Origin of the sequence: Bradyrhizobium ganzhouense, from assembly GCF_049949285.1 — a bacterium.
Classification (GTDB): Bacteria; Pseudomonadota; Alphaproteobacteria; order Rhizobiales; family Xanthobacteraceae; genus Bradyrhizobium; species Bradyrhizobium ganzhouense.
On the sequence record NZ_CP181318.1, the window covers coordinates 3600351 to 3624117 of the forward strand.

19 protein-coding genes are annotated in these 23767 nt (G+C 62.0%); 7 read left to right on the forward strand and 12 right to left on the reverse strand.

Annotation, left to right across the window (positions count from 1 at the left end; genetic code table 11):
* Positions 1–18: 18 nt before the first annotated feature.
* From ACLFLU_RS16235 to ACLFLU_RS16255, 5 genes are read right to left on the reverse strand one after another with little or no spacing between them, the layout of a single operon-like run.
* Positions 19–1134 (reverse strand): substrate-binding domain-containing protein, encoded by a 1116-nt coding sequence (locus ACLFLU_RS16235; protein WP_426413167.1) that lies wholly within the window; start codon positions 1132–1134, stop codon positions 19–21.
* A 49-nt stretch (positions 1135–1183) separates the two neighbouring features.
* A complete protein-coding gene (locus tag ACLFLU_RS16240) occupies positions 1184–2167 on the reverse strand; it encodes an ABC transporter permease (RefSeq protein WP_426413168.1) in 984 nt (327 codons plus the stop codon).
* Between the two features lie 5 nt (positions 2168–2172).
* Positions 2173–3159 (reverse strand): ABC transporter permease, encoded by a 987-nt coding sequence (locus tag ACLFLU_RS16245; protein WP_426413169.1) that lies wholly within the window; start codon positions 3157–3159, stop codon positions 2173–2175.
* Complete coding sequence (locus ACLFLU_RS16250; protein ID WP_426413170.1) at positions 3156–4697, reverse strand: sugar ABC transporter ATP-binding protein; 1542 nt, start codon at positions 4695–4697, stop codon at positions 3156–3158. Before ACLFLU_RS16250 ends, ACLFLU_RS16245 begins: the two co-directional genes overlap by 4 nt.
* A 2-nt stretch (positions 4698–4699) precedes the next feature.
* Positions 4700–5512 carry a DeoR/GlpR family DNA-binding transcription regulator gene (locus ACLFLU_RS16255; protein WP_426413171.1) on the reverse strand — a complete coding sequence of 271 codons (813 nt, stop codon included), beginning with the start codon at positions 5510–5512 and terminating at the stop codon, positions 4700–4702.
* Positions 5513–5696: 184 nt separating this feature from the next.
* Between ACLFLU_RS16255 and ACLFLU_RS16260 the strand changes: the two genes are divergently transcribed.
* The 3 genes from ACLFLU_RS16260 to ACLFLU_RS16270 all read left to right on the forward strand — a co-directional run bounded on the left by ACLFLU_RS16260 (position 5697) and on the right by ACLFLU_RS16270 (position 9774).
* On the forward strand, positions 5697–7793 hold the full coding sequence (locus tag ACLFLU_RS16260; RefSeq protein ID WP_426413172.1) for a bifunctional rhamnulose-1-phosphate aldolase/short-chain dehydrogenase: 2097 nt from the start codon (positions 5697–5699) through the stop codon (positions 7791–7793).
* Positions 7790–9088: an L-rhamnose catabolism isomerase gene (gene rhaI, locus ACLFLU_RS16265; RefSeq protein WP_426413173.1), complete on the forward strand. Its 1299-nt coding sequence runs from the start codon at positions 7790–7792 to the stop codon at positions 9086–9088. The genes ACLFLU_RS16260 and rhaI overlap by 4 nt, the downstream gene beginning before the upstream one ends.
* A gap of 272 nt (positions 9089–9360) precedes the next feature.
* A complete protein-coding gene (locus ACLFLU_RS16270) occupies positions 9361–9774 on the forward strand; it encodes a hydrogenase (RefSeq protein ID WP_426413174.1) in 414 nt (137 codons plus the stop codon).
* A gap of 103 nt (positions 9775–9877) precedes the next feature.
* Here the strand turns inward: ACLFLU_RS16270 and ACLFLU_RS16275 are convergent, their stop codons facing one another.
* The 5 genes from ACLFLU_RS16275 to ACLFLU_RS16295 all read right to left on the reverse strand — a co-directional run bounded on the left by ACLFLU_RS16275 (position 9878) and on the right by ACLFLU_RS16295 (position 16371).
* Entirely contained in the window at positions 9878–11026 is a 1149-nt protein-coding gene (locus tag ACLFLU_RS16275) for a Gfo/Idh/MocA family protein (protein ID WP_426413175.1), read from the reverse strand.
* Between the two features lie 114 nt (positions 11027–11140).
* Positions 11141–12757, reverse strand: coding sequence for an ABC transporter ATP-binding protein (locus ACLFLU_RS16280; protein ID WP_426414004.1), 1617 nt, complete (start codon positions 12755–12757; stop codon positions 11141–11143).
* A 46-nt stretch (positions 12758–12803) separates the two neighbouring features.
* Positions 12804–14399, reverse strand: a complete 1596-nt coding sequence (gene ggt, locus ACLFLU_RS16285; protein ID WP_426413176.1) for a gamma-glutamyltransferase — start codon at positions 14397–14399, stop codon at positions 12804–12806.
* Positions 14396–15166: a glucosamine-6-phosphate deaminase gene (nagB, locus tag ACLFLU_RS16290; protein ID WP_426413177.1), complete on the reverse strand. Its 771-nt coding sequence runs from the start codon at positions 15164–15166 to the stop codon at positions 14396–14398. Before nagB ends, ggt begins: the two co-directional genes overlap by 4 nt.
* Positions 15163–16371 (reverse strand): ROK family protein, encoded by a 1209-nt coding sequence (locus ACLFLU_RS16295; protein WP_426413178.1) that lies wholly within the window; start codon positions 16369–16371, stop codon positions 15163–15165. Before ACLFLU_RS16295 ends, nagB begins: the two co-directional genes overlap by 4 nt.
* Positions 16372–16596: 225 nt before the next feature.
* Between ACLFLU_RS16295 and ACLFLU_RS16300 the strand changes: the two genes are divergently transcribed.
* From ACLFLU_RS16300 to ACLFLU_RS16310, 3 genes are read left to right on the forward strand one after another with little or no spacing between them, the layout of a single operon-like run.
* Positions 16597–18108: an ABC transporter substrate-binding protein gene (locus ACLFLU_RS16300; protein ID WP_426413179.1), complete on the forward strand. Its 1512-nt coding sequence runs from the start codon at positions 16597–16599 to the stop codon at positions 18106–18108.
* 57 nt (positions 18109–18165) lie between these two features.
* Positions 18166–19107, forward strand: a complete 942-nt coding sequence (locus ACLFLU_RS16305; RefSeq protein WP_426413180.1) for an ABC transporter permease — start codon at positions 18166–18168, stop codon at positions 19105–19107.
* Complete coding sequence (locus tag ACLFLU_RS16310) at positions 19104–19976, forward strand: ABC transporter permease (RefSeq protein ID WP_426413181.1); 873 nt, start codon at positions 19104–19106, stop codon at positions 19974–19976. Before ACLFLU_RS16305 ends, ACLFLU_RS16310 begins: the two co-directional genes overlap by 4 nt.
* 142 nt (positions 19977–20118) lie before the next feature.
* On the opposite strand, the gene ACLFLU_RS16315 is transcribed toward ACLFLU_RS16310, so the two are convergent.
* Positions 20119–20853, reverse strand: coding sequence for a LuxR C-terminal-related transcriptional regulator (locus ACLFLU_RS16315; RefSeq protein WP_426413182.1), 735 nt, complete (start codon positions 20851–20853; stop codon positions 20119–20121).
* A 712-nt stretch (positions 20854–21565) separates the two neighbouring features.
* Between ACLFLU_RS16315 and ACLFLU_RS16320 the strand changes: the two genes are divergently transcribed.
* The gene (locus ACLFLU_RS16320; protein ID WP_426413183.1) at positions 21566–22507 is read left to right on the forward strand and encodes a glycosyltransferase family 2 protein; all 942 of its coding nucleotides are present in this window, start codon (positions 21566–21568) and stop codon (positions 22505–22507) included.
* Positions 22508–22575: 68 nt separating this feature from the next.
* Here ACLFLU_RS16320 and ACLFLU_RS16325 read toward each other — a convergent pair whose 3' ends face one another.
* Entirely contained in the window at positions 22576–23763 is a 1188-nt protein-coding gene (locus ACLFLU_RS16325) for a glycosyltransferase family 2 protein (RefSeq protein ID WP_426413184.1), read from the reverse strand.
* Between the last annotated feature and the right edge of the window lie 4 nt (positions 23764–23767).

Consider the following 23767-nt stretch of genomic DNA (forward strand, 5'->3'; position numbering starts at 1 on the left):
CCGGTCGACGAGTCCGGATCAGAAATCGAAGTCCTTGATGTTCTGCTTCGTGAAAATGAAAGGCGACCCAAGCAGGATCTCGCTGCCATTGACCACGTTCAGCTTGCCGAGCTTGCCCGCGTCCACCGAGGTTGCGCCGGGCTTCAGGCTGCCGTCGACGACGGCACGCATCACGTAGGTCGCGGCATAGCCGAGATCGACCGGGTTCCACAGCACAACCGACTTGACGCAATCGGCATTGACATACGGCTTCATCGCATTGGGCGTGGCGAGGCCGACCACCGCCACCTTGCCGCAGAGCTTGGCCTTGGTCACTGCTTCCGCCGAAGCAGGCGTTGCGACCGAAGTCATGCCGAACAGGCCGGCGAGCTTGTCGCCGTGCTTGTTGATCAGCGTCGTTGCCTGGTTGAAGGACAGGTTATTATCCTCCTGCGCCTCGACCGTTTCGAGCCATTTCAGCTTGGGATGACACTTCTGCGCATAAGCCCACATTTCGGCGATCCAGCGTGCCTGGTTCGGCGTTGTGAAGGTCGAGGTGACGATCGCAAAGCTCTTGTCCTCGCCGGCCTCCTTGGCCATCGAGTCGATCATCGCCTTGGCGATGCCGTTGAACTCGGCCTGGTTGACGAACCATTCGCGGGCGTCCGGCGTCGCGTTGGCGTCATAGCCGACGACATGGATGCCCTTCGACAGTGCCTTCTTCAGGACCGGCGCGATTGCCACCGGATCGTTGGCCGCGAACAAAATGCCGTCGACACCGCTGGTGATGTAATTGTCGATGAACTTGATCTGCTCGTCGATCTTGGCCTCAGTCGGGCCGTCGGTCTTCACCGTGACATTGCCGAGCGCCTTGCCGGCGTCCTGCATGCCTTTCGACGTCGCGTTGAAATAGCCGATGCCGATCAGCTTCGGTACGTCGACCAGCGTGATCGGTTTGCCGGCTTTGTCGGCGGCATTGGTTGGCCGGCCGCCGTCATAAGGCTTGGCCGTGGGCGCCGCGTTGGCCTCGCCAGCCGAACAGGCAAGCGGATTGACCGGCAGGTCGTCCGCGCCGTCCCATCTCTTGTCCGCCGCCGAGGCCGTTCCGGCCAGCAGGGTCGCGCCGAGGAATGCAGCAGCTAATCCGAGCTTCATTTTGTTTTCCTCCCATGTTGAAGCCGCCTTTTCGCGGCCAGCCACGCCATCAAACGCCCTCGCGTCGCCGCTGGAGCGAACTCGCCACAAGAGTTGAAAGGATGAGCACCGTGCCGATCACCACGATCGTCGCGTCGCCCTTGACGCCGGTGAGGGCCAACCCGTTTTTCAAGAGTTGAATCATCGCGAGGCCGACCACCGTGCCCCAGATCGTGCCGACGCCTCCGAATATGCTGGTGCCGCCGAGTACAACCGCCGCGATTACGTCGAGCTCGTAGCCCATCCCCATGTCCGATCGTGTCGTCGTCACGCGCGAAACGAGAACACAGGCCGAAAGGCCGGCCATGAAGCCCGATAGCGTGTAGATGATCAGTTTGACGCGATCGACCGGCAAACCGGAAAAGCGTGCCGCGGTCTCGCTATTGCCGATCGCGTAGAGTGTCCGGCCGAAAGTGGTGCGGTCAAGAACGATTGCCGCGACCACGATCGCGATCAGCAAGAGCCAGAGCTGCGCCGGCACCCCGAAGAGGTTTTCCTGTCCGATGAAGTAGAACCATTCCGGGTAGCTTCGCACCGAACGTGCCTGGCTGATCCCCTCGGCGAGCCCGCGGTAGAGGGCGAGCGTCGCGATGGTCATGATCAGCGGCGGCACTTTCACCTTGGTGATGACGATCCCGTTGAGGAAGCCCGCCGCTGCACCCACGAGCAGCGAGAAACAGATCGCCAGTGGCAGGGGAAAGCCGAAAACCTTCCAGGAATAACCGAGCAAGATCGCGCAGAGCCCGACGATCGAGCCCACCGAAAGATCGATACCGCCGGTAATAATGATGAAGGTCATCGGCAGGGCGATCAACCCGACCTCGGTCGTCAGCCTGCCTTGATTGAGCAGATTGTCGAGCGTGAGGAAGCGACTGTTCAAGCCCCCGAGCACGACCAATGCAATGAGCAGGATCACCGCAAGCATGGTCTCGTGGCGCAGGAACCACCAGGGTACGACGCGCTTGGCGGAGCGGGGAAGAGGGATTTCGCTCATGGCGCTCATGCTCCGGCCATGCGCCGGCGCCGCAGAATGTCGGCGATCACGGTTACGAGGATGAGCACGCCCTGGACCGCGCGGATCCAGTAGGGCGAGACGTCGATGAAGACCAGCGCGCTGGCGATTTCGGCGATCAGTACGGCAGCAAGTGTCGAGCCGAGCACCGTACCGACGCCGCCGAGAATGCTGACGCCGCCGACAACCGACGCGGTGATGATCGTCAGCTCGAGATTGGGCGGCACGGTCGACTGGATGACGCGCAGCTGCGTCGCGTAGAGCAGGGCGGCAGCGCCTGCGAACAAGCCGTGCAGCGCGAAGACCATTACGATCGTGCGCGGCTGCGAAATGCCGCAGAGCCGCGCCGCTTCGGCGTTGCCGCCGACGGCGTAGATCGCGCGTCCCGAGGCTGAATAGCGCATCCACAGCGCTGCAAGGATCGTCACCAGGATCATAAGAAAAACCGGAAACGGCAGCACACCGAAGAGTTCGATATCGGCGAGATGGAAACTGTCGGGCAGGTCGGTGATCCATTTGCCGCCGGTGACGCTGATCAGGCCGCCCTTGAGGATCGACAGCATGCCGAGCGTAACCACGATAGCCGGAATGCGCAGATAGGCGATGATGACGCCCTGCAACGCCATCACGAGGATGCCAGCAATGAGCGCCGCCAGCCAGGTGACCACGATTGGCGCGCCGTTCACCGCCAGAGTGCCGCTGATGGTCGCCAGGACACCGATCAGCGCGCCGACGGAAATATCGATATTGCCGGAAATGATCACCATCGACATGCCGACTGCGGCGACTGCGATATAGGCGTTACCGAGCAGCACGTCGGAAAGATTGCGGGCCGCCAGAAAGCGGGGATTGTAAAGTCCGACGGCAATGGCGAGGCCGATCACCGCGATCGCGAGCAAGGCCTCCTGCGAGGCAAGCACCCTCAGCCGCCGTCGCGGATCAGCCTCGGCGCCGGCTAAGGTCACCGCCGTCATGCCGCCTTCTCCGCGCTTTCTTGGCTGCCCATCATCGCTGCACCGATCGACTCCTGGGTTGCTTCCTCGCGCGAGAATTCGGCAACGATACGGCCTTCGCGCATCACGAGCACGCGGTCGCTCATGCCGAGCACCTCTGGCAGCTCGCTCGAAATCATCAGGATGGCGAGCCCTTGGGCCGCAAGCTCGCCCATCAGCCGATGGATCTCCGCCTTCGCGCCCACATCGATGCCGCGCGTCGGCTCGTCGAGGATCAATAGCTTCGGCCCGTTGGCCAGCCATTTGCCGAGCACGATCTTCTGTTGATTGCCGCCGGAGAGCTTGCCCGCGACCTGCTCGAGCGAGCTGGTCTTGACCGCAAAGCGCTTGACGCCGTCGCCAGCCAGTTTGCGTTCGGCCCGGCGATCGATGAAGCCGCCGAATGCGACCTTGCCGAGCGCGGCGAGGCTGAAGTTCTCGCGTACCGTCATCGGCCGCACCAGGCCTTGCGTGCCGCGATCCTCAGGAACGTAGGCGACACCCAAAGACCGCGCCTGGGCTGGCGAGCGAATGTTGACTCGCTGCCCGGCGATCCGGATTTCGCCACGATCGGCCGGCGTGATGCCGAAAATGGTTTGCGCCAGCTCGCTGCGACCCGAGCCGACGAGGCCGGCAAGGCTAACGATCTCGCCGGCTCGCACCGTAAGCGAGACGCTCCTCGTCAGCGGCCGTCGCTCGAGGTCCTTCACCTCCAGCACCGGCTTGCCGATCGGAACCGCGATCTTCGGAAATAGGCTTTCGATCCTGCGACCGACCATCAAGTGCACGAGCCCGGCCGCGTCCGTGTCGGCGACGCGCCTGGTCGCGACATGTGCGCCGTCGCGCAGCACGGTAAGTCGATCGGCGATCGCGAAAACCTCATCGAGCCGATGGCTGATATAAATCACCGCGACCCCGCGGGCTTTCAGCTTACGTACGATGTCAAACAGCCGCGTCACATCGTACTCGGTCAGGGCCGCGGTCGGTTCGTCCATGATGAGAATGCGTGCATCCTGCGACAGCGCGCGCAAGATTTCGACGCGCTGTCGATTGCCGACGCTGAGGGAACCGACGATACGCTCGGCCTGCAAGTCATGAATATCGAGCGAGGCGAGCAGCGCGTTGGTCTTCTCGCGCATCGCCCGCCAGTCGATCCGGCCGAAGCTAGCGCGCGGCGCATGCCCCATGAAGATATTTTCGGCGACCGTGAGCTCAGGAAACAGCAGCAACTCTTGATAGATCGTCGCGATGCCGGCGCGCCTGGCATCGCCCGGCCGTGCGAGGTCGACCGGCTTGCCGTCCACGAGCACCTCGCCGCAATCGGGTGGGAACACGCCGGAAACGATCTTGATCAGCGTCGACTTGCCGGCGCCGTTCTCGCCGAGTAAGGCGTGGACCTCTCCCCTGGAGGCGTCGAACGAGACGCCGGACAGGGCCCGCACGCCTGGAAAGGATTTATCGATCGCGCGTACCGACAGAAGCGGCGCTGCGGGCGTTTCATTGCGCGCGTCGGTTGTCATGATCACGCCGCCGCGGTGTTTTGAGCGCCAGCATCGACGACGACGATGCGGACACCGTGCCCGCGCAGCATGTCGAGTGCGTCGCTCGGCGCATCGGAATCGGTGATCAGGGTATCGATGCGCGAGAGCGGACAGACGACAAGGCTGCCGCGCGAGACGAATTTCGAGGAATCGGCGAGTACGATCAGCTTGTCGGCACGCTTCAGCAATTTGGATTCGGCGCGGGCGAGCAGGGGATCGCCTTCGATCACACCAAGCGGTCCGATCGAGATCGCACTCATGAACATCCGCGTCGCCGAATAGTGCTGGATCGCATCCTCTTCAAAGGGCGAGACGATCATGCCCTGCTCACGATAGACCTCGCCACCCGGTAAGGCGACGCGGCATTTCGACGTGTGGATCAGTGCGTCGGCGAGCAGATAGGAATTTGTCAATACCTTCAGACGGCGCTCGCGCAGATATTCGCCCATTTGAAAGGTGGTCGTGCCGCCGTTGATGATGATCGTCTCGCCATCGGCGCAGAGGGCGACCGCCGCTTTCGCAATGGCGCGCTTGGCATCTCTATTGAGCGTCTGGCTGACGTCGAAGGAGCGGGTGGCCAGCGACAGGACATCGCTCGGTACGTTAGAGGTTTCCGGCAACGCCTCGAGACCGCCATGCACCCTGATCGCGACACCTTGCTCGGCGAGCCTGGCGAAATCGCGCCGTATCGAGGCCTCGGAGACGCCGGTCGCGCGACAAGCATCGGCGATGCGCACCAATGACCGCTCACGCAAGAGTGCCTTGATGACCTGCCAGCGTTCCCGCTCGTGCACGTCGCCCTCCCTTTTGCCCATAAATAGGTCACGCTCTCGATCAGCGGTCAACTGCAATCCGTCAAAGTCGCTCAATATCGCGCTGCATCAATCATATCGCGTCGCAACGTTGAGCGCCGGTGATTGACCTTGATTGAATCCGTGGCCTAAGCTGCCCGGAGATCAAGCACAGGGAGAACGCCTAATGAGCGAGGTCGCGGCCACGCCCCTGCCAAATCTATGGGACGACGCGCTCGCCGCCGGGCTCGATGAAGCAGGTCAATTGCTGTACCGCTCGAACCTTCTCGGAGCCGATCTGCGCGTCACCAATTTCGGCGGCGGCAACACCTCAGCCAAGATCGAGATGACGGATCCGCTCACGCGCGAGAACGTGCGCGTGCTCTGGGTCAAAGGCTCAGGCGGCGACATCGGCTCGATGAAGCGCGACGGCTTTTCGACGCTGTACCTCGATAAGCTCGAGAGCCTGAAAGGCCTCTATCGCGGCCTCACCCACGAGGACGAGATGGTCGCCTTGTTCAATCACTGTACCTTCGATCTCAATCCGCGTGCGACTTCGATCGATACGTCCCTGCACGCCTTCGTGCCGCACCGGCATGTCGATCACGTCCATGCTGATGCGGTCATCGCCATTGCCGCCTCGATCGACGCCGAGCGTCTGACCCGCGAGGTTTTCGACGGCAAGCTCGGGTTCCTGCCGTGGCAGCGGCCCGGCTTCGATCTCGGCCTGAAGCTTGGCGAGATGGCCGCGCGTCATCCCGACTATGTCGGTGTGGTCCTCGGCGGCCACGGGCTCTTCACTTGGGCGGAGACATCGAAAGCCTGTTACGAGATGACCTTGCGCGTGATTCAGCAGGCCGCCGATTGGCTTGCCGCGCATGAGCAGAAGCCGGCTTTCGGCGGTGCCAAGGTCCAAACGGCCGCGCCGGAAAAGCGCCGCGCGATCGCGGCCAGGCTGATGCCGCTGATCCGCGGCAAGATCTCCGCGGACGAGCGCAAGATTGGCCATTTCACCGACGCGCCGGAGGTGCTGGAGTTCGTCAACTCCAGCGCGCTGATGACGCTGGCGCCGCTCGGCACCTCCTGTCCTGATCACTTTCTTCGCACCAAGATCCGGCCGCTGCTGCTGTCCTACGATCCCGTGGGCGACAATCTCGATGAGGTGATCGCTGGCCTCGACGACGTTCTTGCCGCTTACCGGCGGGACTACACCGCGTATTACGAGCGCTGCAAACATCTGGACTCGCCGGCCATGCGCGATCCCAACGCGGTCGTGTACCTCGTTCCGGGAATCGGCATGTTCACCTTTGCCAAGGACAAGGCGACGGCGCGCGTCGCGGGCGAGTTTTACGTCAACGCGATCAACGTCATGCGCGGCGCCTCGGGCGTCAGTGCGTATGTCGGCCTTGCCGAGCAGGAGGCCTTCAATATCGAATACTGGCTGCTGGAAGAGGCAAAGCTCCAGCGCATGCCCAAGCCGAAATCGCTCGCCGGGCGGATTGCCTACGTGACCGGCGGCGCCGGCGGCATTGGCGGGGCGACCGCGCAGCGGTTGCTCGGCGAAGGTGCTTGCCTCGTCATTGCGGATATCGACGAGAAGGCGTTGAGCGAACGCGTCGCGGCGATCACGAAGCGCCACGGGCGCGATGCGGCGATCGGCGTGAAGCTCGATGTGACCCACGAGGAAGCGGTGATCGCTTCGTTCGAAGCGGCCGCGCGCGCATTTGGCGGTGTCGACATCGTCGTCTCGAACGCCGGGATCGCCTCGGCTTCGCCTGTCGAAGACACGAGTCTCGGACTGTGGCAGAAGAACATGGACATTCTCGCCACTGGTTATTTCCTCGTCTCGCGCGAGGCGTTCCGGCTGATGCAGCGTCAGAACATCGGCGGCGCCATCATCTTCGTTGCCTCGAAGAATGGCCTTGCCGCGTCGGCTGGCGCCTCCGCCTATTGCGCCGCCAAGGCGTCGGAGATCCATCTGGCCCGCTGCCTGGCGTTGGAAGGCGCGGCGCATGGCATCCGCGTCAACACGGTCAATCCGGACGCGGTGCTGCGCGGCTCGAAGATCTGGGAAGGCGAGTGGCGCCAGCAGCGTGCGGCGTCTAACAAGGTTGCCGAAGACCAGCTCGAGGAAGTCTATCGCCAGCGCTCGCTGCTCAAACTATCGGTGTTCCCCGAGGACATTGCCGAGGGCGTCTACTTCTTTGCGTCCGACCTTTCGGCCAAATCGACCGGCAACATCCTCAACATCGACGCCGGCAACGCCCAGGCCTTCACGCGATGAGCACGCCGTTCTCGATCAGCGCGGATTTCATCGCCGAGCACAATGCGCGGCTCGAAGATGCGACCACTGAAGATTACGACGCCCTAAAGCGCGCGCTGGCGCGGCATGGGATCGACGCGGAGGCCCTGGCGCAGAAGGTCATGGCCTTCGGCGTCGCCATTCCGACCTGGGGCGTCGGCACAGGGGGGACGCGATTTGCCCGATTTCCGGGGCCCGGCGAGCCGCGCAATGTCTTCGAGAAGATCGACGATTGCGCGGTGATCCAGCGATTGGCGCGGGCAACCCCGACGATCTCGCCGCACATTCCTTGGGACAAGGTCGACGACTATGTCGCCTTGCGCGAACAGGCCGCGAGTCACGGCCTTACCTTCGACGCAGTCAACTCGAACACCTTCCAGGATCAGCCGGGGCAAGCGCTTTCGTACAAGTTCGGCTCGCTGTCGCATACCGATGCGCGTGTGCGCGCGCAGGCCATCGCCCACAACGTCGAATGTATTGAGATCGGCCGCAAGCTCGGCTCAAAGGCGCTGACCGTCTGGATCGCCGACGGCTCGAACTTTGCCGGCCAATCGAATCTGACCAAAGCGCTCGATCGCTATATCGATGCGATGCGTGAGGTCGTCGCGGCGCTGCCCGCCGACTGGCGGGTGTTCCTCGAGCACAAGCTTTACGAGCCGGCGTTCTACTCGACCGTGATCTCGGATTGGGGCACGAGTTTTGCGGTCGCGCAGGAGCTCGGGCCCAAGGCGTATTGCCTTGTCGATCTCGGCCATCATGCGCCGAACGTGAATATCGAGCAGATCGTCGCCCGGCTCGTTCGCTTCAACAAGCTCGCGGGCTTTCATTTCAACGATTCCAAATATGGCGACGACGATCTCGACAGCGGCTCGGTCGAGCCGTTCCGGCTGTTTCTGGTCTTCAACGAGTTGATCGACGCCGAGCACCGCAAGGCGGAAGGCTTCGCGCCCGCCTATATGATAGACCAGTCGCACAATGTGACCGATCCGATCGAGAGTTTGATGCAATCCGCGATCGAGTTGCAGCGCGCCTATGCGCAGGCGCTCATCGTCGATCGCACTGCGCTTGAAGCGGCGCAAGAGGCCAATGACGCCCTCGGTGCGCATCTCGAATTGAAACGCGCCTTCACCACCGACGTCTCGCCGCTCCTGGCCGTCGCCCGCATGCGGGCCGGCGGGGCGATCGCACCAATCGCGGCCTATCGCGCATCCGGCTATCGGGCCCGAAAGGCGACGGAGCGTCCCATCGTTGGCGGGACTTCGGCAGGCATCGTCTAGGGACGGTGATCCATCGTTGTCAGGATGGTCGCAGGCGCGCCGGTGAGGAGGCAAAAACGCGCCGATGCGCCTTGCGTTGCCTTATCTAGGAATTGGAGTCTGCCTGTCTTTAGCAGGCTGGCTGGCGCTCTTGTTGACGACGCCCTAGTGCGACAATGGGGCAGCATAGTATGTCTAGCTGACGAGCTCTCGCTTTCACTAATATCCACCATCGGAAGTCGGAGCACGGTCACCGGGCTTCTTCAAGGCGCGTGAAAGAGGGAGGGCGGAGAGTGCAGGAAGTTGGACGTCGCCTCGTCTGGCATGGGATGCTTCTGTTTCTACTGGGGCTACTGACCGGCCTCGGCGAGGAACACTTCTCTAACATCAGGATGGGACTTGCGGCTCACCTTGAGGGCCTCATGAACGGTATCTTTTTGTTGGCGCTCGGAAGTTGCTGGGTGCTCGTCCGGCTTTCGGCCACTCTCGAGCGCGCCGTCTTCATAGGCTTGCTGGCAGGGACCTACGGCAATTGGGCAACGACGACACTGGCTGCCGTCTTGGGCACGGGCGCGATGTCGCCGATAACGGCGGCGAACCATGCCGCTTCGGCCTGGCAAGAGCTGATCGTAACGTCAGGCTTCGTATCAGTTGGTGTCTTGATGCTCGGTAGCACCTGCCTCCTGCTCTGGGGGCTACGTCGCTAAGATGAGTAGGGCGCTAGGATGATCTGCGGAGGAGGGCCGGCGCGGCTGATTTCGGACCCATGATGGCCGCTGGCCAATATCGATGCCCTCGCCAGACCGTCCGTCAGCGAGCCACGCGAGGAATATAGTGCTCGAGTTCGGGGTCCGGGAAATGGATGGTCCGGCCAAGTTCCGCGGAGCGATAGAGCCCCATGAGCATTTCCATGACGCCGACCCCGTCATCGAAGGTCTCTGTCGGGCTCATGCCTCGCCTGAATGATTCCACCATATGGCGGTTCTCATCGGTGTAGCCGTAGATGCCGGCTTCGTCCTCGACAACCGGCATCAGACCTTGCTCAGAATTCTGCTTCTCGACGAGGTCCTCGCCCTCCGATCCGCGGATCGCCCGGGAGAGAAAGACCTTGAGGCCAGTCGAGAGCGAGGAGAACTCCATCGAGTATTCGGGACCAAGCAATTCAAGCTGGATGCGCAAGCCAGCGCCGACATACGCCCATGAGGTTGTCGCCTCGATCATCAGTTGATGCCCGTCGGCATCTTCCATCGTAAGCATCCCGCGCGCGAAATCTTCGACCGGACGTCGGGTGAAATCGACTCCCATTCGCGCCTTGAGGTCGGCGGCGTAGTGGGGGCGCGTCCATTTAAGATTGGCCGTCGTGGCGCTGGCGCTGAGCAGCTGCAAGGAGTCGCGCTTTGCGCCCGGCGCGGTGAGCATGAAACGTGCGACCTCGACCGAATGGCACATCATGTCGGAGAGCACGCCGCCTCCTTGTTTGTCGCCTTGCCAGAACCACGGCTCGTGCGGTCCTGAATGCTCCTCGGCGGCCCGCGCGAGATAGGGGCGTCCACTTCCAGGTACGGCTCGCCGCCAGATGATGTCCTTGCCGCGCATCACCGCGGTCGAGAAAAGCTGGTTCTCCAGATAACCGTGAAGCAAGCCTGCATCCGCAACGAGCCTGCGCATTTCCCGTGCTTCGGCAAGCGTGCGGGCGAGCGGCTTTTCGCAAGCAACGGCGCGCAGGGGAGCGCCGGCCTTGGTCACCCGGTGGATCTCGCGCATGATGTCGAGACGGCTATCGTTCGGCGTCAGAATCCAAAGCGCATCGACCTCGCCGGACATTGACATCGCTTCGATACTGTCAAACACCCGCGCCGGCCCAAGGCCAAGAGCGCGCGCCTTGTCCGCGATGCGCGTGCGCCGCTCGGCAGAACGGCTGTAGACGCCGCCGACGCTGACATTGCGCACGCCGAGCATGGATTGCAGATGGAACGCGGCGATGAAGCCGCTGCCGACAAGGCCGATGCGCAGCAGTGGAAGTTCGGCGAGCTTCTGCATGTCAGAGACCCTTCTCAATGAAAATGCGGCGGTTCAGAGGGATTTTGGCATTCTGCGTTGTCTACCCGGGATCGCGGCCAGCAGGGCCTGCGTGTAGGGATGTTCCGGTCGATTCAGCAGATCTGCGGTTGGCCTGATCTCGACGATCTCGCCAAGGCGCATCACTGCGATCCGATCGCAGACCTGGGCAGCGACGTTGAGATCGTGGGTGATGAACAGCACCGCCAGCCGCAGCCGCGCCTTCAATGTTTCGAGCAGGGCGAGCACCTGCGCCTGGACCGAGACGTCGAGTGCTGACACCGGTTCGTCGGCCACCAGCACCTCCGGGTCGAGCGCCAGCGCGCGCGCAATCCCGATCCGTTGGCGTTGTCCGCCAGAAAATTCATGCGGAAAGCGTCGCGCGGCCCTTGGGTCGAGACCCACCAGCGCCAGCAGTTCTTCGGCGCGCGCGACGGCCTGCGCCTTCGGAACGCCGTGCGCGATCGGCCCGTCGGCAATAATCTGCCCGACCCGGCGACGCGGGTTGAGCGAGGCGAAGGGATCCTGGAACACCATTTGGACGTGCTTGCGGGCATCCCGCAGGCGGGCCCCACGGGCCTCGGAGAAATCCAGTTCGCCGATGCGGACCACGCCCGCATCGGCGTCGGTGAGACGCATCACCAACCGGCCGATCGTGCTCTTGCCCGAGCCGGACTCTCCAACCAGGCCGAGCGTCTCGCCGCGCCGGATTTCGAAGGTCACATTCTTCACGGCTGCGACCTCGGCCTGCGAGCTGAACCAGTCGTTGCCACGATAGGTCTTCGCAAGTCCATTCGCCGCGCAGGCGATCGGTTCGTCCTCGGTCTCGGCCCGGACCGGCGGGGTCCCGCCGGGCACCGCGGCGAGCAGCCGACGCGTATAGGGATGCTGTGGGCGTTCGAGCACGTCCTCCACTGGACCCTGTTCGACGACGCGGCCTTTCTCCATGACCGCGACGCGATCCGCGATGTCGGCGACGACGCCGAAATCATGGGTGATGAACAGCACCGCCATGCCGCGCCGCTGCTGGATGTCTCGGATCAGCCGAAGGATCTGCGCCTGCGTCGTGACGTCGAGTGCCGTGGTTGGTTCGTCTGCAACGAGGATCGATGGCTCGAGCGCGAGTGCCATGGCGATCATGGCGCGCTGACGCTGGCCACCCGACAATTGATGCGGGTAGCTATGGATGATCCGCTCCAGATCGCGCATGCCGACCTCTTCGAGGAGGGCGCGCAAGCGGGCGTTCCGCTCAGTTGGCGTGAATTGGTCGTGCGCCTCGAACGCTTCCATGATCTGGTCGCCGATCCTGATCACAGGATTGAGCGCTGTCATCGGTTCCTGAAAGATCATCGCGATACGTCGCCCGCGCAGCGTCCGCCATTCTGCTGCCGGCAGGTTCAGTAAATCGCGTCCCTCAAAGCGAATGGCCCCTGCAACCGGGCGGATGGCCTTGGGCAGCAGGCCCATCACGGCAGCGGCGCAGACCGATTTGCCGGAGCCGGATTCACCGACGACGCAGAGGATTTGGCGCCGATACAGAGCAAGTGAAACATCCTCGATGGCAGAGGCACGATCCGCACCGGCGGGCAGCGCCAGCGTCAGCCGTTCGATCGTCAGGACTGCCTCTGCCATTTCGCTCATGCTGTCCGATCCGACATCACGGTGCTTCTCATCCTGGTCACGCCGCGAGTGCAATGCCGTCCTTGCGATGGTCCGACGCGCCGAACATGACACCTCTGGAAAGATCGACGTGAACGGCTTGACAACCTCCAAGCGGTTCGTCCGCCCGGATTACGCGATGGCCGCGCGCAATCAATTCGTCGGCGACAGCGCCGGGAATCGTGGGTTCGAGCGTCAGCGTGCCATCAAACGCAAAGCTGCGTGGCGCATCCGAGGACTGCTGAATGTCGAGCCCACGATCGAGCACTCCGGTCAGGATCTGCATGTGGCCCGCCGCCTGGTATTGTCCACCCATCACGCCAAAGGCCATGATCGGCTTGCCGCGCTTCGCCAGCAGGCCCGGAATGATGGTGTGAAAGGGACGCTTGCGCGGCGCAATGGCATTGGGATGTCCGTCGACGAGGGAGAATCCCGAACCTCGGTTCTGCATGAGCACGCCCGAGCGGGGGGCGTAGATACCGCTGCCGAAGGCGAAGAACAGCGAATTGATGAAAGACACCATGTTGCCGTCGCGGTCGGCGACGGCAACGTAGGCCGTGTCCCGATGAACAGGCATGTCGAAATGCGTTGCTGAGCTGGCGCGCTTCCGGTCGATGGAGGAGGCCAATGCCGCGACTGACGCATCCGAGAGCAGCGCGTCAGTATCGAGGGGATGGAATGCCGGATCGGCGACTAGCCTGTCACGCTGCCGGTAGGCGGTCTTGGTTGCCTCGGCCAGGAGGTGGATGCGATCCGCCTCATTGAGCGCCGGGTTGGCCATGTCGAAGCCGGCAAGGATGCGGGCGATCAGCAGCGCCGCGACGCCCTGTCCGTTAGGCGGACATTGCAGGATTTGATGGTCGCGATAGTCGGCGCTGATCGGCTCAACGTACTCCGGTCGGGCGCTTGCCAGATCTTCAAGCTGCATCACTCCGCCCATCGCCTTCAATGTTGCGATGATTTCCTCGGCGACGGCACCTTCGTAAAACGCAGTGCGTCCTTCGCGTGCAATCCGGCGCAGCGTCGCGCCAAGTGCGGGATGATTGAGCTTGCTGCCGACGGAGGGCGCAGCGCCACCGGGCAGATAGACCGGTACGCCAGCCTGATGTCGTTTGATGCGATCGGCGTAGCGTGCCCAATCCAGCGCGGCGCGGGGCGTCACCACAAAGCCGGTTTCGGCCGCGCGGATCGCCGGCACCAGAACTTCGTCAAGGCCTTTTGAACCATAGTCGGCAGAGAGGCGGCACCAGGCATCGACCGCACCTGGAACTGTGACTGCATGGGGCGAATCGTCCGGGATCGACGTCAGCCCCTGTTGCCGAAACCAGCCGAGCTCGGCTTTCGCCGGCGCTCGGCCCGAGCCGTTGATCGCGACAGGTTTGCCGGATGTGGGAGCATAGATCGCAAAACAATCGCCACCGATGCCGGTCATATGCGGATCGATGACTCCCTGGAGCGCGATCGCGGCAATGGCGGCATCGACGGCATTGCCGCCGGCGCGCAGGATCTCGACCGCAGCGAGCGTGACAGCCGGGTGAGAGGTCGCGGCCATGCCCCGGTCGCCGACCGCCAGCGAGCGCCCCGGCACCATGAAATCGCGCTGTCCCCAGCTCATGCCCGTCTCCGGTTGTTGGGTCGTGTGGCGAGCGCCGCGGCAGCCGGTTCATCGCAAAGGATAACGACGTTGTCGTGCAGGCGGAGTGCCGAGGCAGGACACGCTGGCGAGATCGGCCCCTCGATCGCGGCTGCGATTGCGGCTGCCTTCTCCGGTCCCTTGGCGACAAGGAGGATGCTCCGAGCCTCCAGGATTGTCGCTATGCCCATGGTGATCGCACGTTCGGGAACCGGCGCCGGATCGGGAAAATTGATGGCATTCGCGATGCGGGTTGCTTCGTCGAGCCTGACTTCGCGGGTACGCGAGGCGAAATCCGAACCTGGCTCATTGAAGCCGATATGGCCGTTGGCGCCTATGCCGAGGAGCAGCAGGTCAATGCCACCGGCAGCTGCAATCTGCGCCTCATAGCGCGCGGCCTCGGCGGCGACGTTGTCGGCCATGCCATCGGGTATATTTGCCCGATCGGCTTCCATATCCACGTGCCCAAACAAATGCTGCTGCATATAGGCATGGAAGCTTCCGGGCGATTGGGGAGCGACGCCCACATATTCATCGAGGTTGAAACTCGACACTGTCCGGAACGAGATGAGGCCGGCTCGGGTCGCGGCGACAAGGCGGCGATAGAGCGGCGTCATTGTCGCTCCGGTCGCAAGACCGAGCGTCATCGGCCGCCGATCTTGCAGCCGGGCGATGACAAGTGCGGCCGCGCGCTCGGCGACAGCACCAGCAGGGCCTACAACCTCAATTCTGGGCGCGTGCTCTTTCATGCCGCGACGTCTGCCGCGGAGACGGGAAGAGCCAATGGGCCGGCATCTCTGCCGATGCCAAACAGCGAGCGATGCACGAGGTCGAGCGCGCTGCCGATCGCGCCGATCAGCGTGGCGCGATTGCCGAGCGCGCTGAGCTCGATACGAACGGGCTCGCGCATGCAACGTCCCAGATGTTCATCGATCCGGAGCTTCAACTCGGGCCGGGCGCCGATGCTGCCCCCCAAGATGATGATCTCCGAATCGAGGATGCTGTGCACGGCCAGGATCGCGGTCGTGAGGATCCGGCTGACCTCGTCGATCGTGATCCGTGCCGCCTCCTCGATGTCGAGCCGATCGAAGACATCGCGCACCGTGCTGCTGGGGCTGCCGCCGAGCCCCACGTAGCGTTCGATGATGCCGACACTTCCGATGGCGGTTTCCAGGGTCCCGTACCGAAGGCCGCGCGCATCGTAGGGATCGCCCCCAAGCGGCAGGTAAGCTATCTCGCCGGCCGCCCCGCGCGCACCGCGGACGAGATAGCCGTCCGAAAAGATGCCCATGCCGATGCCGGTGCCGACTGCGATGAAGGCGAAGCTGCGGGCCTTGCGGCTGTTGCCGCGCCAATGCTCTCCGATTGCCGCGAGATTGACGTCATTCTCGATGGCGATGTCGATCCCGAGCCGCTCGCGCAGCGCGGCCCTCACGTCCAGGCTATCCAGTCCGGGGATGTTGGGCGCAATGACGATGCTGCCCGACGCCGGGTCGACCATTCCCGGACTTCCCATCACGCCGCCGCGCAAACGTTGCGCCGGTACGGAGGCCTGCTGAAGCAGGGCATCCTTCATGCGCTCGATCTGGGTGACCACGGCCGCACCGCCTTCGCAGGATGTCGGTTCGATGCTCTCGGCGACGATCTCACCGTGCAGATCGGCAAGTGCGACGTGCAGTTTCGTGCCGCCAAGGTCGATGCCGAGCACGAAGGCGGCGTCCGGCCGGAGCGCATAGGTGACGGCACTTCTCCCCACGTTGCCCTGGATTTGCCCGTCCTCATGGACCCAGCCGTCGCGCTCGAGATCGCGCATCACTTCGGAAATGGTCTGCTTGGACAGGCCCGTGCTGCGGGCGATTTCGGCGCGCGATACCGAGCGATCACGCAGCAGGCGCTCAACCACAAGGCGCACGGATTGTTGTCGCGCAACGGGCGACGAGGGAGCGTCCTGCATGAGCCTCAGTCCAATTAGTCAATAGACCGAACTAATACGTCCTCGGGTCTGTCGTCAAGGGGGGCGATCCGCAGATTTTATCCGTAAATTGGCCGGAGGATTGTAATTAAATTCCGCATCCCAAGGTCAATTGGTTCGAGATGTTTACAAATTGAACCGGGCGTGCTTGTCTTGGCCTTCAGCAGCAGAGCCTGGGACAAGGCCTTGGGACGAAAGGAATTCCGTATGAAGCGGATCGGCACGGCGTTGGCGGCAATTCTGATGATCGCATCGGGCGTTGTCTCGGCGTATGCCGCGACATTGCGGGTCGGCATTCAGGACGATCCCGATGCGCTCGATCCGGCGCTCAGCGGCACTTACGCAGGCCGCTTCGTGTTTGCGGCGCTGTGCGACAAGCTCGTCGATATCTCTCCCGACCTCAAGATCGTGCCGCAGCTGGCAGAGGCATGGGAGTGGGCCGCGGACGGCAAGTCGATCACCTTTACGCTGCGCAAGAATGTCACGTTCCACGATGGCACCGCGTTCGATGCAGCGGCAGTCAAGTTCAATATCGAGCGCATGAAGACGATGCCGGATTCCAAGCGCAAGGCCGAACTGGCGCCGATCGCGAGCGTCGAAGCGCTTGCCGCGGACAAGGTGAAGTTCAACCTGTCGGAGCCGTTCGTACCGCTGCTTGCCAATCTCAGCGATCGTGCCGGCATGATGGTCTCGCCCAAGGCTGCGACGGAGAAGGTCGGGGAACTTGCTGCCGCGCCGGTTTGTGCCGGTCCGTATCAATTTGTCGAGCGCAAGTCGCGCGATCTCATTCGCGTCAAGAACTATCCCGGCTATTGGAACGCTGCACAGGTCGGCTATGACGAAGTCGTCTATTACTACGTTCCCGATCCGACCGTGCGGCTCTCGCGTGTCCGGGCGGGCGATCTCGATCTCGCGGAGCGTGTCGCGCCGACCGACCTCAAGACCGTGCGTGACGATCCCAACCTCGCCCTGCATTCCGGCCAGGGGCTTGCCGTCTCGCATTTGATGTTCAATGTCGGTGCGGGCGCGAAGGCCGACACGCCACTCGGCAAGAACGCGACGCTACGTCAGGCCTTTGAGCTGGCGATCGATCGCAACGTCATTAATCGCGTTGCCTTCAATGGCGAGTTCCTGGCGGATAACCAGATGATCCCGCCGTCATCTCCATTCTACGACAGTGCGCGCAAGGCGCCGGCGCGCGATGTTGCCAAGGCCAAGGCGATGATTGCCGCTGCCGGAATGACTCGTGTGCCGGTCGAAATCCAGTACGAGAATACGGCCGGCGATTCACGGGTCGCACAGATCATACAGTCGATGGCGGGCGAGGCCGGTTTCGACGTCAAGCTGCTGCCGATGGAAACGACGACTGCCATCGAGCGCTACCTGAACGGCAATTTCGAAGCCTATATTGGCAACTGGAGTGGTCGCGCTGATCCGGACCCGACGCTGGTCGCCTTTTTCAGTTGCACGGGCTCTCAGAACGTCAACAAATACTGCAACAAGAATCTCGATGCGATCCTGATACAGGCCCGGGGCGAAGCTGACGAAGCCAAGCGCAAGGCGCTCTATGCCCGAGCGACAGACATTTACCTGACGGCGCTCTCGTCGATTCCTCTTTATCACCCGAACTGGTTCTTTGCGGCCCGCAAATCGGTCGGCGGCATCGTCATGGTGCCGGATGGTCTCTTGCGCCTGGTCGGTGTCAGGCCTGTGAATTGATGCGCAACGCCTCGTGCCCACTGACGCGCCTGCCCTGGTGAGGACTAGTCTGTCCCGATGAAGACCCTGCTTCTGCGCCGGCTTGCCGTGCTGCTTCCGACCCTGTTGCTGGTGTCGATGATGGTGTTCGGTCTGCAGAAGCTGCTGCCCGGTGATCCTGCGCTGGCGCTCGCCGGGGAAGAGCGCAATCCCGAAGTCGTCGAGTATCTTCGGCAGAAGTATCGCTTCAATGATCCGATCCCGGTGCAATACGGCGTCTGGCTGAAAGCCCTCGTGCACGGCGACTTCGGCACGTCGGTTCGCACCCGATTGCCGATCGGCACCATGCTCGTGGAAAAATTGCCGGTGACTTTTGAGCTCGCGATATTGTCGATGCTGGTCGCGCTGCTCGTCGGGGTGCCAATCGGGATCTTCGCGGCACTGGGACGCGGGACGCCCTTCGACTACGGGGCCAGTCTGTTCGGCCTTGCCGGACTGTCGATCCCGCATTTCTGGATGGGGATCATGCTGATCCTTCTGTTCTCGGTGAATCTCGGCTGGCTTCCGGCCGGAGGTTTTGTTCCGCCTACTGAAAGCGTGAGAGGCAACCTGCTTTCGATGCTGATGCCAGCTTTGGTTCTCGGCACGGGCACCGCTGCGATCATGATGCGCCATGTCCGCGGTGCGATGATCGAGGCGATGAAGCAGGATTACGTGCGCACTGCCCGCGCGAAGGGCGTTCGCGAAAGCACCATCGTGCTGCGTCATGCGCTGCCGAACGCGCTGATCCCGGTGGTGACGCTGGGTACACTGCAATTTGGCGAATTGCTGGCTGGCGCCGTGTTGACGGAGCAGGTCTTTTCCATCCCGGGCTTCGGCAAGATGGTCGTCGACGGCGTATTCAGCCGCGACTATGCCGTGGTTCAGGCAGTCGTGCTCTGCACAGCAGCCGTATTCCTCCTGATGAGCCTGATTGCCGACATGGCCTATGTGCTGCTCAATCCGAGGCTCAGGTCATGAGCTCGACTGAGACCGCACCTGTTGCTGATCACGCCGGCGCCGCCGCTCGTTCGGAAGTTCGTCGCCTGTTGCGCGAACCATCCGCCGTCATCGGAGCCACGATCATTCTGTTCTTCGTCGTGCTGGCGGTGTTTGCCTCGTGGATTGCGCCGTACGATCCGAACTCGCCGGACTGGATGGCGATCCGGGCGGCACCCAGTGCAGCACACTGGTTCGGCACGGACGATCTCGGCCGGGACGTGCTGTCGCGCGTGATCTTCGGCACGCAAGCCTCGCTTGGCGCCGGCTTGGTCTCCGTGACGGTTGCGGTGCTGATCGGCCTCCCGCTCGGTCTCATGGCCGGCTACTTCGGCGGCCTCACCGATATGGTGATCTCGCGCCTCGCCGACGCGCTGCTCGCTTGCCCCTTTCTGGTGCTGGCGATTGCGCTCGCCGCGTTCCTGGGCCCCAGCCTGCAAAATGCGATGATTGCCATCGGTATATCGGCCGTGCCGGTTTTCGTTCGTGTTGCGCGTGCCGAGACGCTGGTTGTCTGCACCGAGGATTACATCGCGGCGGCCCGGTCCCAAGGCCTCGGCCATCTCGCCATTCTGATCGGGCAGGTGTTGCCGAACGTGCTTGCGCCGACGATTGTGCAGGCGACGCTGACCATGGCGATTGCGGTTCTCGCCGAGGCGAGCCTGGCCTTTCTTGGGCTTGGCCAACTTCCTCCGGCCCCGTCATGGGGCGCCATGCTCGACGTTGCCAGGCAATTTCTCGGCGAGGCGCCATGGATGGCATTCTGGCCCGGGCTCGCAATCATCGCGCTCGTCATCGGCTTCAACCTGATGGGTGACGGCCTGAATGATGCTCTCAATCCAAGGCATTAGATACGTACAACCGCCCTCGTGGAAGTCGAAGAGAGATGCCGCCACGGTCGCGAATTGTGACACGTTGATGATTTTGTAGCGAAAGCGCACGATGGCCTGTGCTGAATAACGGTCGCTCTGGATTCGGGCCGGCGCGTCTGCTTCACCCTGGATTATCTTCCTGCTGGACCAACCCGGAAATATCCTGCGCAATGCCATTCAAGCTGTCGAAATGCCCGTGGCTGAGCGCCCAAATCGCCGCCTGGGTACGATTGCTCGCGCCTAACTTTCGAAAAATGGCTTTGACATGAGCCTTCACCGTCGGCTCGGCGATATCAAAAAATCGCGCGACATGTTTGTTGGAATCACCTCGGACAATCCTTTCCAGAATTGCGATCTCTCGGGCCGATAGTTGCTTCAGCGCGAGCGACTCACTCTCGGTTTCGGGAGCGGGCGCAGTCGCGACAAATGACGCTGGTACTTCGTTCGGTTGAAAGCCGGCTGGCCAGAGCCGCGCGTCGAAGACGATGATGTCGCCGCTCATGATCGCATGAAGGGAGCTAACGAGACCGGTTGGACTGACCGATGCGCAAAGCACCGCATTTGCACCGGCATCCAGTGCGCTCACCATGCATCGACGATCGCCGCTGTCGCCGATAACCACGGCGAGCGAGACTGGATATTGCTCTCGGATCCTTTTCAATTTGGAGACTAGATCATGCCTATGGCCGACTCCGACGATGAACAACGTCGGCGTATCGACGGGGATATTCGTAAGATCTTCCAGGTCAGCTCCACAACTTTGCGGCCGGAAGCGCGTCTTCGATAGTATGAGGCGGAGGCCTTCACGGAAGAGGCCGTCGCTTTCCAGTATGAATGTCGGCACAATCGAGTCCACCGATACATTCCTTGTTCAAAAGATACTGACCTTATTCCAAAGATACTGAAATTCCACGATTGTTATGCTGCTTGGCCGGTCCCAAACTTGGTTCAAATAAACCGGATGCCGCAAAATTGAATTTTTTCTGTGTATAAAGTTGTAGACGTATCGGGCATTAAGAAGGCGGTTTAATGATCGAAGCAGGCCATAAAGTGCCTTGACATCTTAGCTGACAGCTTGTGACGGCTTGGTGATCCAACTTCGTGATCCAAAACGACTTTATGAGCTAAAGAGTTCGACGGCACCTCCGAATGATTTGATGATCCAAAGGAAGTAGTCCCGCGCGGTCCGCGTGCCTTGTTCGCATGATCCGTATGAGGCGTCCTTTTAGAGTTTCTTGTGTGCCAGGGCACGCGGCCGTTAAGCTCCATTGCAGGATCGACGAGGCAGTCACAGCCCCGATAGTCAATCACATCAATGCCATCCGGAGGATTTCTCAAGTTTCGATAGGAAAGTCTTCCTTGGCCACGCATCGGCGAGGCGCCGACGTTGAGCGATTTCCGGCATATGCTGTTGCATATCCCCGGCCGCTCTTATTCTGGTTTGGGGGGAACCCCTGAAGCAATCCAGAATCTTCTTCCGGGTCGGCACGGTACTCCGGCTCGATAAGGCAGTCCCGATCGCCGCCGTCGCATGGTAAATTGGAGATGCGCGCTGCCGTGAGGCGATGATGAGTGAGAAGCCCTTCATCTCGGTTGTAATACCGTTGTACAATAAGGCGGACTTCATTCTGAAGACGCTTCGATCAGCGGCTGATCAGATTGACGTCGAGTTTGAGATAATCGTTGTCGACGACGGATCGACGGACGGCGGCGCCCGGTTGGTGGAAAGCACGGGACGGCTGCGGCTGATTCAGCAGGCGAATGCGGGGGTTTCGACCGCGCGTAATCGGGGGGTGGCCGCAGCGGAAGGGAAATGGATCGCATTTCTTGATGCGGACGATCTGTGGTCACCCGACCACCTTGCTGGTCTTTTAAATGCCGCGAAAGACAACTCGGCGATTGCAGCTTTCAGCAACCTCCAGCTACAGAGCCGCGCTGGTGGGCCGCTGATTGACCGGAAGGTCGCAGCGCAGAAGGTCGAAGATTATTTTTCATTCGCGCTCGCTAATGGCGGCTACCCGATGAGTTCGAGCTCGATCCTCGTTCTTAGGGATGAACTCCTGGCGGCTGGCCCTTTTGCTGTCGGAGTATCGGCGGGCGAAGATATCGACATGTGGTGCAGGCTCGCCTGTCAGGGTGCATTTGTGTACAACGCCAAGCTCTCCGCGACGTATAACGACGCGCATTCGCCGAACAATACGGCAAGCGGCGGAGCACGCGAGATAGCGCGTCCACTCTTTGCCCAGCGGTTTCCCAACATGATAAGAGAAGGCGGAGTGCCGCCCGCTCTCGTGGAGAGCGGCACGCGCTACGCGAATTTCCTTCTCCTGGAGTATGCTCGTCAGTTGCTCGACCGCGGCCAGTTTGCCGAGGCGCGCGCAGTCCTGCTCAATCAGTGCCACGTCAGCTACGATGCCAATCGCTTTGTGAAGCGCTTGCTTAGAACATGGCCCCCCGGGCAAGCGCTGTTTCAGCTAAGCCGAGGGGCGGGCAGGCGCTTTCACCGCTAAGCCACCGACCGGAACGTTTCCGCCCCAAAGTATCGCGAATCCGTCGCCCGAGTTGTTTGGTGGTCCGTCTAGACCCGATCGGTCCGAATCCATGGCACCTTGTGTCCGCGCGCCGCGTTCAAGGCAGAGCCCATGACCGTGATGATGTGCCGCGGCAAGAGCCCGACTTCCTTCAGGCCAATAAGATCCCGTCCGCAGACCCACCAAACGGCCACAAGGGATGACGCGAAGAGCGCGCTGGCGAGGGTCGCAAAAACGAGCGGAGCCCACGCGCCGACCGCAGCCATCCAGGCCAGGGACATCAGGAGCAGCGCCATATTGGCGCAAGCGAGCACCCCGAGAGGTGGAACAGCAAGGTCAGCTGCCAAAGCCAGCAACCCGAAATCTCGTCGCCGCAATGCCTGATGGATGAGCCGAGGCGCATGGCTGTAGATCAGCGCGAAATGCCCATGCATCCAGCGCTGTTTCTGCCGATCTCGACTGCCTTGGCTTTCGGGAAAATAGCTTGTTACGGAAGCTTCCCGAAAGAAGCGCGGCAAGAAGCCTTTCATCGCAAGTTCAAGCCCAACGAACAAATCTTCGGTCAGGTGTCCTGTCGCAAACATCCCGGGATCAATCAGTCTCCAAGGTAGCGCCATACCGGTCCCAAGCAGCTGGCAAGGTAAGCCGAGGCGTGCGTAACCATTAGGTCTGAGATCGTTCTTGATGCGCCATGCGAACTCGGCCAAGTGGGGCGGCGGCACGCGACTATCCGGATTGGCAATCATCAGATTGAGGCATTGCACCGGAGCGTTCGAAGCGGCGCAAGCTCGAGCGAGCAGCCCAACGCCGTCAGAGCCGACCCGGCAGTCCGCATCGATGAATACGACGACGTCGGGGGGCGTCGCGGCAAGGTGGCGAAGACCCGCAGCGAGAGCGAAGCCTTTACCGCGCAAATTGGGATCATTTCGGATCACGACCTCTGCCCCCGCTCGCGTCGCGAGCGTCGCTGTTCGGTCGACGCAATTATCGGCGACGACCAAGAGGCGATCGGCCGGAGATAATTCCTCCTTAATCCGAACTAGGGTTGCTTCGATGGTTTGTTCCTCATCATGCGCCGGTAGCAACACCGCAATGGAAGGGCGAACTGACGCTACCGGTAGCGAGCGGTCAGACAAGAGCAGCGCAGCTCCCGCCTGGGCCGCGAAAGCCATCGTCACAAAAATCAAACCGACGGCCGCGAGCTCCAAAAGTATCTGCGGGACCAAGATAAGCATGGCC

Bases quoted from the DNA above. Each gene is read 5' to 3' on its own strand.
- ACLFLU_RS16235 (WP_426413167.1), bottom strand. From the start codon at position 1,134: ATGAAGCTCGGATTAGCTGCTGCATTCCTCGGCGCGACCCTGCTGGCC.
- ACLFLU_RS16240 (WP_426413168.1), bottom strand. From the start codon at position 2,167: ATGAGCGAAATCCCTCTTCCCCGCTCCGCCAAGCGCGTCGTACCCTGG.
- ACLFLU_RS16245 (WP_426413169.1), bottom strand. From the start codon at position 3,159: ATGACGGCGGTGACCTTAGCCGGCGCCGAGGCTGATCCGCGACGGCGG.
- ACLFLU_RS16250 (WP_426413170.1), bottom strand. From the start codon at position 4,697: ATGACAACCGACGCGCGCAATGAAACGCCCGCAGCGCCGCTTCTGTCG.
- ACLFLU_RS16260 (WP_426413172.1), top strand. From the start codon at position 5,697: ATGAGCGAGGTCGCGGCCACGCCCCTGCCAAATCTATGGGACGACGCG.
- rhaI (WP_426413173.1), top strand. From the start codon at position 7,790: ATGAGCACGCCGTTCTCGATCAGCGCGGATTTCATCGCCGAGCACAAT.
- ACLFLU_RS16275 (WP_426413175.1), bottom strand. From the start codon at position 11,026: ATGCTCGGCGTGCGCAATGTCAGCGTCGGCGGCGTCTACAGCCGTTCT.
- ACLFLU_RS16280 (WP_426414004.1), bottom strand. From the start codon at position 12,757: ATGGCAGAGGCAGTCCTGACGATCGAACGGCTGACGCTGGCGCTGCCC.
- ggt (WP_426413176.1), bottom strand. From the start codon at position 14,399: ATGAGCTGGGGACAGCGCGATTTCATGGTGCCGGGGCGCTCGCTGGCG.
- nagB (WP_426413177.1), bottom strand. From the start codon at position 15,166: ATGAAAGAGCACGCGCCCAGAATTGAGGTTGTAGGCCCTGCTGGTGCT.
- ACLFLU_RS16295 (WP_426413178.1), bottom strand. From the start codon at position 16,371: ATGCAGGACGCTCCCTCGTCGCCCGTTGCGCGACAACAATCCGTGCGC.
- ACLFLU_RS16300 (WP_426413179.1), top strand. From the start codon at position 16,597: ATGAAGCGGATCGGCACGGCGTTGGCGGCAATTCTGATGATCGCATCG.
- ACLFLU_RS16305 (WP_426413180.1), top strand. From the start codon at position 18,166: ATGAAGACCCTGCTTCTGCGCCGGCTTGCCGTGCTGCTTCCGACCCTG.
- ACLFLU_RS16310 (WP_426413181.1), top strand. From the start codon at position 19,104: ATGAGCTCGACTGAGACCGCACCTGTTGCTGATCACGCCGGCGCCGCC.
- ACLFLU_RS16320 (WP_426413183.1), top strand. From the start codon at position 21,566: ATGAGTGAGAAGCCCTTCATCTCGGTTGTAATACCGTTGTACAATAAG.
- ACLFLU_RS16325 (WP_426413184.1), bottom strand. From the start codon at position 23,763: ATGCTTATCTTGGTCCCGCAGATACTTTTGGAGCTCGCGGCCGTCGGT.